Genomic DNA, 13,530 nt, shown 5'->3' on the forward strand with positions numbered 1-13,530 from the left:
GCGCACGGGGGCGTCGTGCCGTGCGGGCCGACCCGGCGCGCCGGGTGCGAGGGCGGGGTCAGTCGGTACCGGCGTCGAACGCCGCACCCTCCGAGGCCAGGTCGGTGGCGCGTCCGAGCGCATCGGCCGCTGCGGACCCGCCGCCCTCGGTGATCGCGTCGGCCTCGCCGATCTCGAGCTCGCCGACGAGCTCGGCGGTCGGACCGCCGACGAGGCCGGCGGCCGCGTACTGCTCGAGCCGCGAGCGGGAGTCGGCGATGTCGAGGTTGCGCATCGTGAGCTGCCCGATGCGGTCCTCGGGGCCGAAGGCGGCGTCGCCGACCCGCTCCATCGAGAGCTTGTCGGGGTGGTAGCTCAGCGCGGGGCCGGTCGTGTCCAGGATCGTGTAGTCGTCGCCGCGACGCAGGCGCAGGGTGACCTCCCCGGAGACGGCCGAGCCGACCCAGCGCTGGATGGACTCGCGCAGCATCAGCGACTGCGGGTCGAGCCAGCGGCCCTCGTACATCAGGCGGCCGAGACGGCGGCCCTCCGAGTGGTACTGGGCGACGGTGTCCTCGTTGTGGATCGCGTTCAGCAGGCGCTCGTAGGCGATGTGCAGCAGCGCCATGCCGGGGGCCTCGTAGATGCCGCGGCTCTTGGCCTCGATGATCCGGTTCTCGATCTGGTCCGAGACGCCGAGCCCGTGGCGTCCGCCGATCGCGTTCGCCTCGAGCACGAGCGCGACGGCGTCCGAGAACTCGACGCCGTTCAGCGCGACTGGGCGGCCGGCCTCGAAGCGCACCGAGACGACCTCGGAGGCGATCTCGACCTCGTCGCGCCACGACGCGACACCCATGATCGGCTCGACGAGCTCGAGGCCGCTGGAGAGCTCCTCGAGGCGCTTGGCCTCGTGGGTGGCGCCCCAGATGTTGGCGTCGGTCGAGTAGGCCTTCTCGGTGGCGTCGCGGTAGGGGAAGCCGCGGGCGACCAGCCACTCCGACATCTCGGTGCGGCCGCCGAGCTCGTTGACGAACTGCACGTCGAGCCAGGGCTTGTAGATGCGCAGGCGGGGGTTGGCGAGCAGGCCGTAGCGGTAGAACCGCTCGATGTCGTTGCCCTTGTAGGTCGAGCCGTCGCCCCAGATGTCGACGCCGTCCTCGCGCATGGCGCGGACGAGGAGGGTGCCGGTCACGGCGCGGCCGAGGGGGGTGGTGTTGAAGTACGTCTTGCCGCCGGAGCGGATGTGGAAGGCGCCGCACTGCAGGGCGACGAGTCCCTCCTCGACCAGCGCGCTCTTCGCGTCGACGAGGCGCGAGATCTCGGCGCCGTACTGGGCCGCGCGGGACGGGACGCTCTCGATGTCGGGCTCGTCGTACTGGCCGATGTCGGCCGTGTACGTGCAGGGCACGGCGCCCTTCTCGCGCATCCAGGCGACGGCGACGGATGTGTCGAGGCCTCCCGAGAATGCGATTCCGACACGCTCGCCCACGGGCAGACTGCTCAACACTTTCGACATGCCTCCGATTTTAGGAGGAACGGGGACCTCCTCCGTGCCGCGGGAGGTCTGAGCCGCCTCCCGGGGCGCCCGCGCGGGGTGCGCTCCGGCCGCACGCGCGGGGTGCGCTCCGGCCGTGGGAGCACGTCCTCCGTCGATCCGCGTCGATCGCCGACAACCCCGACCGGGGCGTGCGAGCCGGCCGGAGGCTCCGTGGTCCGGAGGCGGCGCCCGCGCAGCCGGCGCGGATCGCCCGCTCCGGCTGAGTAGTTCCGCGCGGCCCGGATGGACGGCCGTGGCGAGCGCGTGCCAGGCTCCGCTCGACCCCGGCTTCCGCCGCCGCCGCCTCCGAAAGGGCTCTCCGTGCCACGACCTCCTCATCGCCTCGCGGCGATGGCCCTCGCCTGCCTGCTCGCCGCGGGCGGTTCCGCCGCTCTGGCGCCGTCCGCCCTCGCGACGCAGACCGTCGCCGAGACTCCGACCGCCTTCGTCCCGGGGGAGACTCCGCCCGCAGAGGCGCGCGGATCGCAGACCTACACGAACGCCCTCCTCGGCGGCGACTCGCTCGACGCGGGGGAGCGCATCTTCTCGAACGGAGACTCCGCGAGCTTCGAGATGCAGGCGGACGGCAACGCCGTGATCTACGACGCCGGGCGCCGCCCCGTCTGGAGCACCAGGACCCAGGGCTCCGGAGCGACCACGGTGCGGATGCAGGAGGACGGCAACCTCGTCGTCGTGACCGGCTCCGGCACGCCCGTCTGGGCGTCCGGGACCGCGGGAGAGACCGGCGCGCTCGCCCTCATCCAGGACGACGGGCAGCTCGTGCTCGTCCGCCCGAACGGGGACGCGGCCTGGTCCTCGGCCGACGAGCAGGAGCCCGAGCCGGAGCCGATCGCCGACGTCCTCGACAGCGGGCGGGAGCTCGCTCCGGGACAGCAGCTGACCGCCTCGGACGGCCGCTCGCGCGCCGCGATGCAGAGCGACGGCAATCTCGTCGTCTACGTGGACGGATCGCCGCGCTGGAGCTCCGTCACCTCCGGAGCGGGCAACCGCCTCGCGATGCAGACCGATGGGAACGCGGTGGTCTCGGCCCCCGGGTCCGGCGTGCGCTGGCAGGCGGGAACGCCCGGGAACACGGGCGCACGGATGCGGATGCAGAACGACGGCAACCTGGTGATCACCGCCGCCTCCGGACGGCCGCTCTGGGCGAGCTCGACCTCGCGCGCGCCCGAGATCCGCGACGTACTCTCCTCCGGCTCGCGGCTCGCCCGCGGACAGCAGCTCACCTCGCCGGACGGCCGGTCCCGCGCCTCCCTGCAGGGCGACGGCAATCTCGCGGTCTACTCGCGGGGGGACGTCCGCTGGGGCGCCGGCACCCAGGGCGAGGGCGAGACGCTCTCGATGCAGTCCGACGGCAACGCCGTGGTCACCTCCGCCTCGGGCCGTCCCCTCTGGGCCTCGGGTACGGCGGGCAACCCGGGATCCCGCCTGCAGATGCAGAACGACGGCAATCTGGTCGTCTACTCCGCCTCGGGTCGCGCGCTGTGGGCGAGCGACACCCCTCCGGCGCCGCCCGCGCCCGCCGTCCGGGACACCCTCTCCTCCGGGAGCCGGCTCACCTCCGGACAGCTGCTGCGCTCCTCAGACGGAGGGAGCGAGGCGGTCATGCAGGGCGACGGCAACCTCGTCGTGTACTCGCGCGGCTCGGCCCGCTGGGCGGCCGGCACGTCCGGAAGCGGCAACCGGCTCGAGATGCAGTCCGACGGCAACGCCGTGGTCTACGCGGGCTCCGGCGGAGCGCGCTGGCAGTCCGGCACGGCGGGCAGCCCGGGCTCCCGGATGGTCATGCAGAACGACGGCAACCTGGTGATCTACTCGCCGCAGGGCCGCGCGCTCTGGGCGAGCACGCAGGCCGCCGCGCCTGCACCGGCGCCCGGCCCGGGACGACCTGCTTATCCCGGCGACGCTGTGAACTGCGACGACTTCCCGGACCAGGCCTCAGCTCAGCGGTACTTCGACCTGTACTACCCGTACTACGGCGATGTCGCCGGGCTCGACAGGGATGACGACGGGTTCGCCTGCGAGTCCAACTGAAGGCAGCGAAGGTCCGCCCCTGACGGAGGGCGGGCCTTCGGCCGTCCTCCGACGACGAGAGCCTCCCCCTCCTCTCTCATGCCCGAGCGGTCCCCTGCAGACCTCCGGGCCACGCTCGCGGGTATCGAGTGGCGAAGACGACCCGCCTGCGCGAGAGGCTCCGCGGCGGACGACCATCGACAAGGCGCCTTGTGCATCGATGCTCCGCTGCCGCGCGAGCTCCCGCGCCGCCGGGCGACCCGGCATGCTGAGGCAGGACTCCGCCGACGACGCGGATCGGAAGGACGCCATGACCCCGACGACCCCCTCCAGCCGCGAGAGCCTGCTGGTCACGCCTGACGAGCTCGCCGAGCTCATGGCCTCCACCGAGCCGCCGCTCGTCCTCGACGTGCGCTGGCGCCTCGACCGGCCCGACGGCCGACCGGAGTACCTCGCGGGCCACCTGCCCGGCGCGGTGCAGGTCGACCTCGATCACGAGCTGGCCGCCCACGGCGAGCCGGAGGAGGGTCGCCACCCGCTGCCTCCGATCGAGGTGCTGCAGGAGGCGGCGCGCGGCTGGGGGCTCCGCCGGGGCCGGTCCGTCGTCGTGTACGACGACGCGCAGAGCGTCCCGGCCGCGCGGGCCTGGTGGCTGCTGCGGGCGACGGGAGTGGAGGACGTCCGCCTGCTCGACGGGTCGCTCGCCGGCTGGATCCGCTCGGGGCGGGAGCTCGAGACGGGCGACGTTCCGCGCGAGCGGGGCGACGTCGAGCTGGCCTACGGTCGGCTCCCGGTGCTGGACATCGACGAGGCGGCGGCGCTGCCCTCGGCGGGCGTCCTGCTCGACGCCCGCGCCCCTGAGCGGTACCGCGGCGAGGTCGAGCCGATCGACCCGCGGGCGGGCCACATCCCCGGCGCTCGGAACGCTCCGGCGTCCGCGGCGCTCGACTCCGAGGGGCGGTTCCGGCCCGCCTCGGACCTGCGCGCGGGATTCGGGGCGCTCGGCGTGCGGGAGGACGCCCCCGTCGGCGTGTACTGCGGCAGCGGCGTCTCGGCCGCGGTCGACGTCGTCGCGCTCACGCTCGCGGGCTTCGCACCGGCGCTCTACCCGGGCTCCTGGTCGCAGTGGTCGAGCACGCCGGGCCGGACGGTGGCGACCGGCCCGGAGGCCTGAACCGCCTGCTCCGGAGCGCCCGCGGAGCTCAGCTGAGGCGGGAGTGCTCGCCGAGGTGGTGCCAGGTGCGGTTGTGGTAGACGAGCGGCGCCGTGGTCTCGGAGTCCTCGGGCACGTGGGCCTCGAGGGCGTGCACGGCGACGATCGTGGACGATCCCGCCTCCATGCGGTTGATCACCGTGCCGCGGATCCAGGCGGCGGCGCCCGGGAAGAACGGCTCGCCCGTGGGCAGCCGCGACCAGAGCGACGTGTCGGCGAAGCGGTCGATGCCGCTGGTCGAGCCCAGACGCGCCAGGTCGAGCTGCTCCGCGCCGGGCAGGTGCACGACCAGCGTCTCGGACGCCTGGATGGCCGGAGAGCTGGACGAGGCGGACGAGAGCGAGAAGACGAACAGCGGCGGCTCGGCGCTCACCGAGAAGACGGAGGTCGCGGTCAGGGCGACCGGGCCGGTGCCCGGGTCGGCGGTGATCAGCGCGACTCCGGCGGCGTGGTTGCGGAACGCGAGCTTGAAGTCCTCCGGGGAGAGTCCGGCGAAGGCGCGGTGCTCCGGCTCGCGGTCCGGGGTGGTGGCGAGGTTCTCGCGGCTCATCGGAGACTCCTGATCGATCGAGGGTGCGGCACGGGGTGGTGGCCCGGCGTCGCGCCGCAGCACGGCTCCTCCAGACTGGCGCACCGGCCGGGGGAGGGCCGCCCCATTGCGGAGTATGACGCCGCCACCTCGGGGAACGCGGATCCGCCGCTCCCTGTTCCCGATCACGCCGGATCGGGTGCCCGTCGTCGGCGCCGTCGTCCGCGCACCCGTCGCTCGCCCTCAGCGCAACCCGTCGCCGCGGCCGCGGTCTGCGCGCAGACTCGAGGGCATGGCCCACCGTCAGCGCACGTCCACCGCGCACCCCGAGAGCAAGACCTGCGCCTCCTGCGGTCGCGAGATCGAGTGGCGCGCGAAGTGGGCACGGGACTGGGAGGACGTCCGTTACTGCTCGGACGCCTGCCGCCGTCGCGGAGTCGGACCGGAGGAGGCGCGCCTCGAGGAGGAGATCCGCACCGTCCTGCTCGCGCGAGCGGCGGCGTCGACGGCGTGCCCGTCCGAGGTCGCGCGCCGAGTCGGGGGCGAGGAGTGGCGGCCGCTGATGGAGCCCGTGCGCCGGGCCGCGCGCCGCCTGGTCGACCGGGGCGAGATCGACATCGTGCAGGGCGGACAGGTCGTCGACCCCTCGCGGGCGAAGGGCCCGATCCGCCTGCGGAGGCGACCCGGCGGACCCCTGTCGCCGGGCGGCGCCGCGGGCTAGCCTCAGCAGATGCCCAGCAGCGACGCCGTCGTCCTCACCGTCCCCGGACCGCACGGCGACCGGGAGGTGCGGATCTCGAGCCCTGAGCGAGTGCTCTTCCCGGAGCCGGGCATCACCAAGCGCGAGGTCGCGGAGTACCTGATCGCCGTCGGCGAGCCGTTCGTCGCGGCGAACGGCGGCCGCCCCGTCTCGCTGCAGCGCTTCTCCTCCGGGATCGAGGGCGAGCAGTTCTTCTCGAAGAACCCGCCCAAGGGCGCGCCCGAGTACGTCCGGTCCGTCCCGGTGACGTACCCGAGCGGGCGCGTGCATCCGCAGCTCGTGATCGACGAGCCCGCGGCCGCCGTCTGGGCGGCGCAGATGAACACCGTCGTCTTCCACCCGTGGGCGTCCCGCGCCGATGCGCCCGACCTGCCCGACCAGCTCCGGATCGACCTCGACCCGCAGCCCGGCACCGACGTCGCCGACGCGGTCGTCGCCGCGCACGCGCTGCGGGAGGTCCTGCGGGAGGCCGGCCTCGACCCGTTCGTGAAGACGTCCGGCAACCGCGGCCTGCACGTCTTCGCGCCGATCGTCGCCGAGCACGAGTTCCTCGACGTCCGCCACGCGGTGATCGCCGCGGCGCGCGAGCTGGAGCGGCGGATGCCCGAGCAGGTCACGACGGCGTGGTGGAAGGAGGAGCGCGGCGAGCGGATCTTCGTCGACTTCAACCAGGCCAACCGCGACCGCACGATCGCCGGTGCCTACAGCCCGCGGCCGCTCGCGCACGCTCCCGTCTCCACTCCGCTGGACTGGGACGAGCTCGACGGCGTCGACCCGCGGGCCTTCACGATCCGCACGGTCCCGGCGCGCCTCGCCGAGCGCGGTGATCCGTGGGCCCGGATGCACGACTCCCCCGGCCGCCTCGACGCCCTGCTCGGCTGGTGGGAGCGCGATGTCGCCGCCGGCCTCGGCGAGCTGCCGTTCCCGCCCGACTTCCCCAAGATGCCGGGCGAGCCGCCCCGCGTGCAGCCCAGCCGCGCGAAGAAGGCCTAGCCGAGGACGTCGCCGAGGTCGTACGCGGTCGGCTGCTCCAGCTGCTCCATGGTGCAGGAGGCGGCGTCGCGGTCAGGGCGCCAGCGCTCGAACTGCACGGTGTGCCGGAAGCGGTCGCCCTCGCGCTGGTCGTAGCGGACCTCGAGCACGAGCTCGGGACGCAGGCGCACGAAGGAGGTGTCGCGGCCGCTCGAGAACCGGCTCCGCTCACCCTCGCCGCGCACCGGTGCTCCCTCCGCGTCGCGCTCGACCGCGGGTGCGAGCTCCTCCAGCAGCTGCACGCGTCGCTCGTCGCTGAAGGCCGAGGCCCCGCCGACCTGGCGGACCTCTCCGTCGTCGCCGTGCAGGCCGAGCAGGATCGAGCCCACGCCCGGCTTGGAGGCGTGCTCGCGGTACCCGATCGCGATCACTTCGGCCGTGCGGTGGTGCTTGACCTTGAGCACGGCGCGCTTCCCGGGGGAGTAGGGCGCGGCCAGGGGCTTCGCCACGACGCCGTCCAGTCCTGCGCCCTCGAAGCGCTCCAGCCAGTCGCGCGCCAGGGCCTCGTCGTCGGTGGCGCGGCCGAGGTGCAGCGGATGCGGGACGCCGGCCATCACCGCGGCGAGCGCCTCCCGCCGCGCCGAGTACGGCTCCTCGAGCATGCTGCGCCCGTCCACGGCGAGCAGGTCGAAGGCGACGAGCATCGCCGGGGTGGTCTCCGCCAGCATCCTCACGCGGCTCGCGGCCGGATGGATGCGCTGCGAGAGCAGGTCCCAGTCGAGCCGCTGCGCTCCCGGCTCGCCGGTCGCCAGGACGATCTCGCCGTCGAGCACGCAGCCGTCGGGGAGCAGCCGGAGGAAGGCCTCGACGAGCTCGGGGAAGTACCGGGTCAGCGGCTTAGAGCCGCGGCTCCCGATCTCGCACTCCCCGCCGGCGACCGAGACGATCGCGCGGAACCCGTCCCACTTCGGCTCGTAGGAGTATCCGCCCGCGACGGCGGTCTGCTCCGGCACCGCCGGAACGGCCTTGGCGAGCATCGGGGCGAGGGGGAGCGCGAACGGGAGGTCCATGCCCTGATCATCCCGGCCGCGGTCTCCGCCCGCACCCCCTTCCGGAAGGCTGTGGACCGGGACGTTCCGGGCCCGCCGCGGAGGTTCGAGGCGTAGCGTTCCCGGCATGAGCATTGACTGGAAGCGCTGGACGCCCGTCGCCGTCGTCCCCGCGGTCGTCGTCGCCGCGGCCGTCGCCCTCCCCCTCTCGGCGAGCGCCGCGGGGGATCTCCCCGAGAAGTCCGCCGCCGACCTCCTCGCCTTCGTCGCCGAGAGCGACGCCACGGCGTTCTCCGGCGAGATCCAGCAGACCTCGGACCTCGGCCTGCCCGACCTCTCGGCGCTCGGCGGCTCCGCCGGCTCGGCGTCCGCCGACCCCGCCGACTCCCTCGTCGAGCTCGCCACCGGCTCGCACCAGGCGCGCGTGTACGTCGACGCCGAGAAGGGCGCGCGCCTTCAGGTGCTCGACCGGCTCGCCGAGCGCGACGTCGTCGCCTCGACGACCGACGGAGTCTGGATCTACGACTCGAGCGCGAACACCGCCACCCACCTCGTGCCTCCCGCGGGCGGAGCCCCCGAGGCCTCGCCGGGCGATCAGGTCGTGACGCCGTCGTCCGCCGCCGAGCAGCTGCTCGCCGCGATCGACCCGACGACCACGGTCGCGGTCGGCTCGGACGTCAGCGTCGCCGGGCGCGACGCGTACGAGCTCGTGCTCACGCCCCGCGACGGCGGCACCCTCGTGGGCTCCGTGACCGTCTCGGTCGACGGCGAGACGGGCCTCCCGCTCGGAGTGGCGGTGACGGCCCGCGGGGGCACCGCGCCCGCGTTCAGCGTCGCGTACACGAGCATCGACTTCTCGACGCCCGACGCGTCCCTCTTCTCCTTCACGCCCCCGGCCGGCGCCGAGGTGACGGAGCAGGCCGCTCCGGTCGACGACGAGGCGGACGCCTCGGACGCGCCCGCCGCGGACACCACCGGGCACTCGGACGTCGTCACCACGGGCTCCGGCTGGACGAGCGTCGTCGAGCTGCCCGCCGGTGACGCCGACGCGCTCTCCTCGCTCGACGCGGTCACCACGCCGGTCGACGGCGGCCGCGTCCTCTCCTCCGCCCTGCTGACCGTCCTCGTCACCGACGACGGACGCGTCCTCGTCGGCGCGGTCCCGGCCGAGACGCTCCGCGACGCGGCCTCCGCTCGGTGACGGCGGGCGAGCTCGCAGTCGAGACGCGGGGCCTCACCAAGCGCTTCGGGCGGCAGGAGGCGGTCTCCGGTCTCGACCTCGCCGTTCCCCGCGGCGCCGTCTTCGGCTTCCTCGGCCCGAACGGCTCGGGCAAGACCACGACGATCCGGATGCTGCTCGCCCTCGCCGCGCCGACCGCGGGCAGCATCACCGTCCTCGGGCAGGCCATGCCCCGGCGCGCGGCCGAGGTCCTGCCCCGGGTGGGGGCGCTGGTCGAGGGGCCGGGCTTCTACCCGTTCCTCTCCGGAGCGGCCAACCTCCGGCGCTTCGACGCAGCGGAGGCGGGCACCTCGTCCCGCACCCGCGACACCCGTGCGAAGGAGGCCCTCGCCCGCGTCGGTCTCTCGGCCGCGGCGCGCAAGAAGGTCGGCTCCTACTCCCTGGGCATGAAGCAGCGGCTCGGCATCGCGGTCGCCCTGCTCTCGCCGCGCGACCTGATTGTGCTGGACGAGCCCACGAACGGCCTCGACCCGCAGGGCACCCGCGAGGTCCGCGCTCTCGTGCGCGGACTGAACCAGGACGGCACGACCGTCCTCGTCTCCAGCCACCTCCTCGCCGAGATCGAGCAGCTCTGCACCCACGCCGCCGTCATGCGCACCGGGCGCCTCGTCGCCCAGGGCGGGCTCGACGAGTTGCGCGGGGACGCCGCCTCGGTCGAGCTGCTGACGCCCGACCGCGAGCGCGCGATCGTGGCCCTGCACACCCGGGGTCTGGAGCCGCGCACCGCGCCGGGCCCGCACCCCGCCGATCCGCCGCTGGTCGTCGCCGCTCTGCCGCCCGGGCTCGCGGCCGAGACGCTGGTCGCCGACCTCGTGCGGGCCGACGTCCGCGTCCGCGGGTTCGCCGTCCGCCGCCCCTCGCTCGAGGAGCGCTTCGTCGAGCTGACCGGGGAGGGCTTCGATGTCGAGCGCTGACGCGACCGTCCGCCGCGCGGGGATCGGGTCCCTGCTCGCCTCCGAGCTCGCCCTGCTCTTCCGCCGGCGCCGCACGTGGGCGCTGCTCGCGGCCCTGGCCGCCATCCCGATCCTGCTCGCCGTCGCGGTGCGGCTCTCGGGCGGCGACGGAGGCGGGCCCTCCTTCGTGGGCGCGATCGCCGGCAACGGCCTCTTCACCGGCTTCGCGGCCATCACGGTCGCCGTCCCGCTGTTCCTCCCGCTCACGGTCGGGGTCGTCGCCGGCGACGCGATCGCGGGCGAGGCCTCGCTCGGGACGCTGCGCTACCTGCTGGTCAGCCCCGTCGGCCGCGTGCGGCTGCTCGCGGTGAAGTTCGCCGCCTCCCTCGCCTTCTGCCTCGCCGCAGCACTCACCGTCATGGTGGTCGGGATCCTGATCGGCCTGGCGCTCTTCCCGGCGGGACCGGTGACGCTGCTCTCCGGCAGCACCGTCCCGCTCGGCGACGCGGTCGGCCGGGCCCTGGCGATCGCCGTGTACGCGGCGCTCTCGCTGGTCGGGCTCTCGGCGATCGGCCTCTTCATCTCGACGCTGACCGATGTGCCGGTCGGCGCCATGGCGGCCACCGTCGTCGTCTCCATCGCGGCGCAGATCGTCGGCTCGCTCTCGCAGCTGGACGCCCTCCACCCGTTCCTGCTGACCGACCGGTGGTTCGACTTCGCCGACCTCCTGCGCGACCCGATCGCGTGGAGCTCCTTCGGCGAGAACGCGCTGCTCCAGCTCGCCTACGTCGCCGTGTTCGGGTCCCTCGCGATCGGCCGCTTCACCACCCGCGACATCCTCTCCTGATCCTGGGACGACGGAGGCCGCCCTCCCGCACTGCGGTGGGGGCGGCCTCCGATGTCGACGGGGTCAGTCCTGGGGAGCGATCCCGAAGCTGACGGAGCCGCCCTCGTCCACCTGTGCGTCGAGGACCTTGTCGCCGAGAGCGACGGAGGCGGCGACGTCGAGGAACACGCGCGCGCCGTCCTGCTCCACGACGGCGTCCGTCGTCTCGGGGGCCGCGGCGACCGCGACAGCGAAGTTGCGGGCGTCGAGATCGGTGCCGCTGATGCGCAGGCCTCCCTCGACGGGGGTCTCGGTCTGCCCGGTGATGGTCTTGACGACGGTGCTGGCGTTGTCGGTGAGCGTGAGCATCGGGTCGTTCCTTCCGTCCGTGGTCGATGAGGGGGCCACGTTGCCGGGATCCGGCGGCACCCTCAAGGCGGCGGAGCGGATGTGGAGGGGATGCACACCTGGACGGCCCGGGGAGTCGCGGCGCTCGCCGGAGCCGCGCCGGGCCGGGGGCGCCGCATCGCCTGCCACACTGGCCGGATGCATCCCGCCGACTCCTGCCCCTGCGGAAGCCGCCGCCACTACGCCGACTGCTGCCGCCCCGCCCACCTCGGCGAGGAGCCCTCGCCGACGGCGGAGCGCCTGATGCGCAGCCGCTACAGTGCGAACGTCCTCGGCAGCGCCCCCTACCTGCTCGCGAGCTGGCACCCCTCGACCCGGCCGCGCCGCATCGACCTCGATCCCGACGTCCAGTGGCGCCGGCTCCAGATCGTCGACACCTCGTTCGGCGGGGAGGGCGACGAGGAGGGCCTGGTCGAGTTCCGCGCCTCCTACCGCTCGCCCGCCGGCCCCGGCCTCGTGCACGAGCGCAGCCGCTTCCTGCGCGAGGACGGGCGCTGGCTCTACGTCGACGGCGAGATGCTCGGCGACGAGACCTGATCCGTCCGGGCCGTCCTACTCTGGAGGCATGGCCAAGGACTTCCGCCGGGCGGACGACGCGTCGCGCTACGAGCTCCACCTCGACGGCGCCCTGGTGGGCGTTCTCGACTACCGCGAGGCGCCCGGCAGCGTCTCCCTCGTCCGCTCCTTCACGACTCCGCCCTTCCGCGGCCGCGGGCTCGCAGGGGAGCTGGTCTCCTTCGCCGTCGACGACATCGAGGCCGCCGGCGGGCGGAGCGTCGTGCCGATGTGCTGGTACGTCGGGCAGTGGTTCGAGCAGCACCCCGAGAAGGCGCACCTCCTCGCTCCCTCCTGAGCCGCTCGCTCACTCGCGGACCGCGGGCTCCACTCCGGCCAGGTCCGGGCCGAGGCCGATGTCGACCAGGCGCAGACGGCCCGCGTAGGAGTCGCCCGGAGGCAGCAGCAGACCGGCCTTGATCGCGCCGAAGGCGACCGTCACATCGGCGCGCAGCACGGCGGGATCGGGGACCGACCCGTCGTCGGGATGGATGCCGCTCGGCAGGTCGACCGCGACGACCACCGGGCGCTCGGCCCGCCGCTCCAGCGCGTCGAGCACCGCCTCGACGACGACGCGCGGCCGCCCCCGCAGCGCGGGCTCCGTCGCTCCGATGCCGAGGATCCCGTCGACCAGGACGTCCGCCCGCGCCACCGCCGCGGCGAGGCCGGGCGCGTCGTCGGCCGGCACCTGCCCGCAGCCCTCGTCGAGCGCCACGGCGAGGCCCCGGCGGTGCACCCGCTCGGCCGTGAGGACGAGGACGACGTCGGTTCCGGAGGAGGAGAGCTCGGCGGCCGCGTAGAGCGCGTCACCGCCGTTGTCGCCCGGACCGACCAGGACGAGCACCGAGCCCGGACGGGAGCGGTCGGAGCGCCCGGCGAGCACGAGGCGCAGCTCGCGGGCGAGGCCGTCGGCGGCGCGCTGCATCAGCGGCTCCCGCCGGGCCAGGTGCGGAGCCTCGGCGGCCCGCACCTGCGCGGACGTGTATCCCTCGACCATGCGCTCCACTGTGCGCGCGGCGCTGCGGGCGTGCAACCCCGTCAGCTCTCCTGGACCGCCCGGTCCGACTCCTCGACGATCGCCCGCATCGCGGCCTCTGCAGCGTCCGCGTCGCCCGAGGCGACGGCGGCGGCCACCGCCCGGTGCAGCCGCACCGCGGTGGAGTCGGCCTCGCGCGGCATGAGCGCGTTGCGGGTGCGGCCGGCGAGGACCTCGGCGACCAGATCGCCCAGCTGCGCGAGCATCCGGTTGCCGGACGCGGCCAGGAGGGAGCGGTGGAAGGCGGTGTCGGCGGCGAGGTAGGCGGACTGGTCGGCTGCACGGGAGTGGGTGGAGAGGGCGTCGCCCGCCTCCGTGAGCGCCCGCCGCTGCTCCTCGGTCGCGTTCGCCGCGGCGAGCCGGGCGGCGAGCGGCTCCACCCCGAGTCGGAGCTCGCTGAGCTGGTGCAGCTGGCGCCGCCGGTCCGGGCCGTCCAGTCCCCACGCGACGACCCGCGTGTCCAGGGCGTTCCAGCACTCCGGAGGCTGGACCCGCGTCCCCG

General features: G+C 74.5%; 15 protein-coding genes. 9 read left to right on the forward strand and 6 right to left on the reverse strand.

Translation table 11 applies throughout. The features are described 5' to 3' along the window. Positions 1–58: 58 nt before the first annotated feature. Positions 59–1,495, reverse strand: a complete 1,437-nt coding sequence (argG, locus tag C5C27_RS14210) for an argininosuccinate synthase (protein ID WP_104222545.1) — start codon at positions 1,493–1,495, stop codon at positions 59–61. Positions 1,496–1,867: 372 nt separating this feature from the next. On the opposite strand from argG, the gene C5C27_RS18625 reads away from it, so the two are divergent. After that, on the forward strand, positions 1,868–3,568 hold the full coding sequence (locus C5C27_RS18625) for an excalibur calcium-binding domain-containing protein (protein WP_181133550.1): 1,701 nt from the start codon (positions 1,868–1,870) through the stop codon (positions 3,566–3,568). A 289-nt stretch (positions 3,569–3,857) separates the two neighbouring features. After that, positions 3,858–4,721 (forward strand): sulfurtransferase, encoded by an 864-nt coding sequence (locus C5C27_RS14220; protein WP_104314737.1) that lies wholly within the window; start codon positions 3,858–3,860, stop codon positions 4,719–4,721. A 28-nt stretch (positions 4,722–4,749) separates the two neighbouring features. Here the strand turns inward: C5C27_RS14220 and C5C27_RS14225 are convergent, their stop codons facing one another. After that, complete coding sequence (locus C5C27_RS14225) at positions 4,750–5,310, reverse strand: flavin reductase family protein (RefSeq protein ID WP_104314731.1); 561 nt, start codon at positions 5,308–5,310, stop codon at positions 4,750–4,752. A gap of 271 nt (positions 5,311–5,581) precedes the next feature. Here C5C27_RS14225 and C5C27_RS14230 point away from each other — a divergent pair, with 271 nt between their 5' ends. Beyond that, complete coding sequence (locus C5C27_RS14230; RefSeq protein ID WP_104295628.1) at positions 5,582–6,010, forward strand: DUF2256 and DUF3253 domain-containing protein; 429 nt, start codon at positions 5,582–5,584, stop codon at positions 6,008–6,010. A gap of 9 nt (positions 6,011–6,019) precedes the next feature. Continuing rightward, the gene (gene ligD, locus C5C27_RS14235; protein WP_181133551.1) at positions 6,020–7,042 is read left to right on the forward strand and encodes a non-homologous end-joining DNA ligase; all 1,023 of its coding nucleotides are present in this window, start codon (positions 6,020–6,022) and stop codon (positions 7,040–7,042) included. Here the strand turns inward: ligD and C5C27_RS14240 are convergent. Beyond that, a complete protein-coding gene (locus C5C27_RS14240) occupies positions 7,039–8,091 on the reverse strand; it encodes an ATP-dependent DNA ligase (RefSeq protein WP_104314732.1) in 1,053 nt (350 codons plus the stop codon). The genes ligD and C5C27_RS14240 overlap by 4 nt on opposite strands. A 106-nt stretch (positions 8,092–8,197) precedes the next feature. Here C5C27_RS14240 and C5C27_RS14245 point away from each other — a divergent pair, with 106 nt between their 5' ends. From C5C27_RS14245 to C5C27_RS14255, 3 genes are read left to right on the forward strand one after another with little or no spacing between them, the layout of a single operon-like run. Next, positions 8,198–9,271 carry a DUF2092 domain-containing protein gene (locus tag C5C27_RS14245; RefSeq protein ID WP_104314733.1) on the forward strand — a complete coding sequence of 358 codons (1,074 nt, stop codon included), beginning with the start codon at positions 8,198–8,200 and terminating at the stop codon, positions 9,269–9,271. Further along, a complete protein-coding gene (locus C5C27_RS14250) occupies positions 9,268–10,224 on the forward strand; it encodes an ABC transporter ATP-binding protein (RefSeq protein ID WP_104225399.1) in 957 nt (318 codons plus the stop codon). The genes C5C27_RS14245 and C5C27_RS14250 overlap by 4 nt, the downstream gene beginning before the upstream one ends. After that, positions 10,211–11,050 (forward strand): ABC transporter permease, encoded by an 840-nt coding sequence (locus C5C27_RS14255; protein WP_104314734.1) that lies wholly within the window; start codon positions 10,211–10,213, stop codon positions 11,048–11,050. Before C5C27_RS14250 ends, C5C27_RS14255 begins: the two co-directional genes overlap by 14 nt. 63 nt (positions 11,051–11,113) lie before the next feature. Here C5C27_RS14255 and C5C27_RS14260 read toward each other — a convergent pair whose 3' ends face one another. Further along, positions 11,114–11,398, reverse strand: coding sequence for a hypothetical protein (locus C5C27_RS14260; protein WP_104222553.1), 285 nt, complete (start codon positions 11,396–11,398; stop codon positions 11,114–11,116). A gap of 177 nt (positions 11,399–11,575) precedes the next feature. On the opposite strand from C5C27_RS14260, the gene C5C27_RS14265 reads away from it, so the two are divergent. Continuing rightward, a complete protein-coding gene (locus C5C27_RS14265) occupies positions 11,576–11,974 on the forward strand; it encodes a YchJ family protein (RefSeq protein ID WP_104314739.1) in 399 nt (132 codons plus the stop codon). A 28-nt stretch (positions 11,975–12,002) separates the two neighbouring features. Beyond that, the gene (locus C5C27_RS14270) at positions 12,003–12,290 is read left to right on the forward strand and encodes a GNAT family N-acetyltransferase (RefSeq protein WP_104222554.1); all 288 of its coding nucleotides are present in this window, start codon (positions 12,003–12,005) and stop codon (positions 12,288–12,290) included. 9 nt (positions 12,291–12,299) lie between these two features. Here C5C27_RS14270 and C5C27_RS14275 read toward each other — a convergent pair whose 3' ends face one another. Continuing rightward, complete coding sequence (locus C5C27_RS14275) at positions 12,300–12,989, reverse strand: NAD(P)H-hydrate epimerase (protein WP_104314735.1); 690 nt, start codon at positions 12,987–12,989, stop codon at positions 12,300–12,302. Positions 12,990–13,030: 41 nt separating this feature from the next. Beyond that, the coding region (locus tag C5C27_RS14280) for a FadR/GntR family transcriptional regulator (RefSeq protein ID WP_104314736.1) at positions 13,031–13,530 on the reverse strand (500 nt) is incomplete at its 5' end.

Origin of the sequence: Rathayibacter sp. AY2B7, from assembly GCF_002931635.1 — a bacterium.
Taxonomy (GTDB): Bacteria; Actinomycetota; Actinomycetes; order Actinomycetales; family Microbacteriaceae; genus Rathayibacter.

Coding starts and splice junctions, on each gene's coding strand:
- C5C27_RS14240 (WP_104314732.1), bottom strand. CDS start 8,091: ATGGACCTCCCGTTCGCGCTCCCCCTCGCCCCGATGCTCGCCAAGGCC.
- C5C27_RS14245 (WP_104314733.1), top strand. CDS start 8,198: ATGAGCATTGACTGGAAGCGCTGGACGCCCGTCGCCGTCGTCCCCGCG.
- C5C27_RS14275 (WP_104314735.1), bottom strand. CDS start 12,989: ATGGTCGAGGGATACACGTCCGCGCAGGTGCGGGCCGCCGAGGCTCCG.
- C5C27_RS14230 (WP_104295628.1), top strand. CDS start 5,582: ATGGCCCACCGTCAGCGCACGTCCACCGCGCACCCCGAGAGCAAGACC.
- C5C27_RS14225 (WP_104314731.1), bottom strand. CDS start 5,310: ATGAGCCGCGAGAACCTCGCCACCACCCCGGACCGCGAGCCGGAGCAC.
- argG (WP_104222545.1), bottom strand. CDS start 1,495: ATGTCGAAAGTGTTGAGCAGTCTGCCCGTGGGCGAGCGTGTCGGAATC.
- C5C27_RS14260 (WP_104222553.1), bottom strand. CDS start 11,398: ATGCTCACGCTCACCGACAACGCCAGCACCGTCGTCAAGACCATCACC.
- C5C27_RS14255 (WP_104314734.1), top strand. CDS start 10,211: ATGTCGAGCGCTGACGCGACCGTCCGCCGCGCGGGGATCGGGTCCCTG.
- C5C27_RS14270 (WP_104222554.1), top strand. CDS start 12,003: ATGGCCAAGGACTTCCGCCGGGCGGACGACGCGTCGCGCTACGAGCTC.
- C5C27_RS14265 (WP_104314739.1), top strand. CDS start 11,576: ATGCATCCCGCCGACTCCTGCCCCTGCGGAAGCCGCCGCCACTACGCC.
- ligD (WP_181133551.1), top strand. CDS start 6,020: ATGCCCAGCAGCGACGCCGTCGTCCTCACCGTCCCCGGACCGCACGGC.
- C5C27_RS14220 (WP_104314737.1), top strand. CDS start 3,858: ATGACCCCGACGACCCCCTCCAGCCGCGAGAGCCTGCTGGTCACGCCT.
- C5C27_RS18625 (WP_181133550.1), top strand. CDS start 1,868: ATGGCCCTCGCCTGCCTGCTCGCCGCGGGCGGTTCCGCCGCTCTGGCG.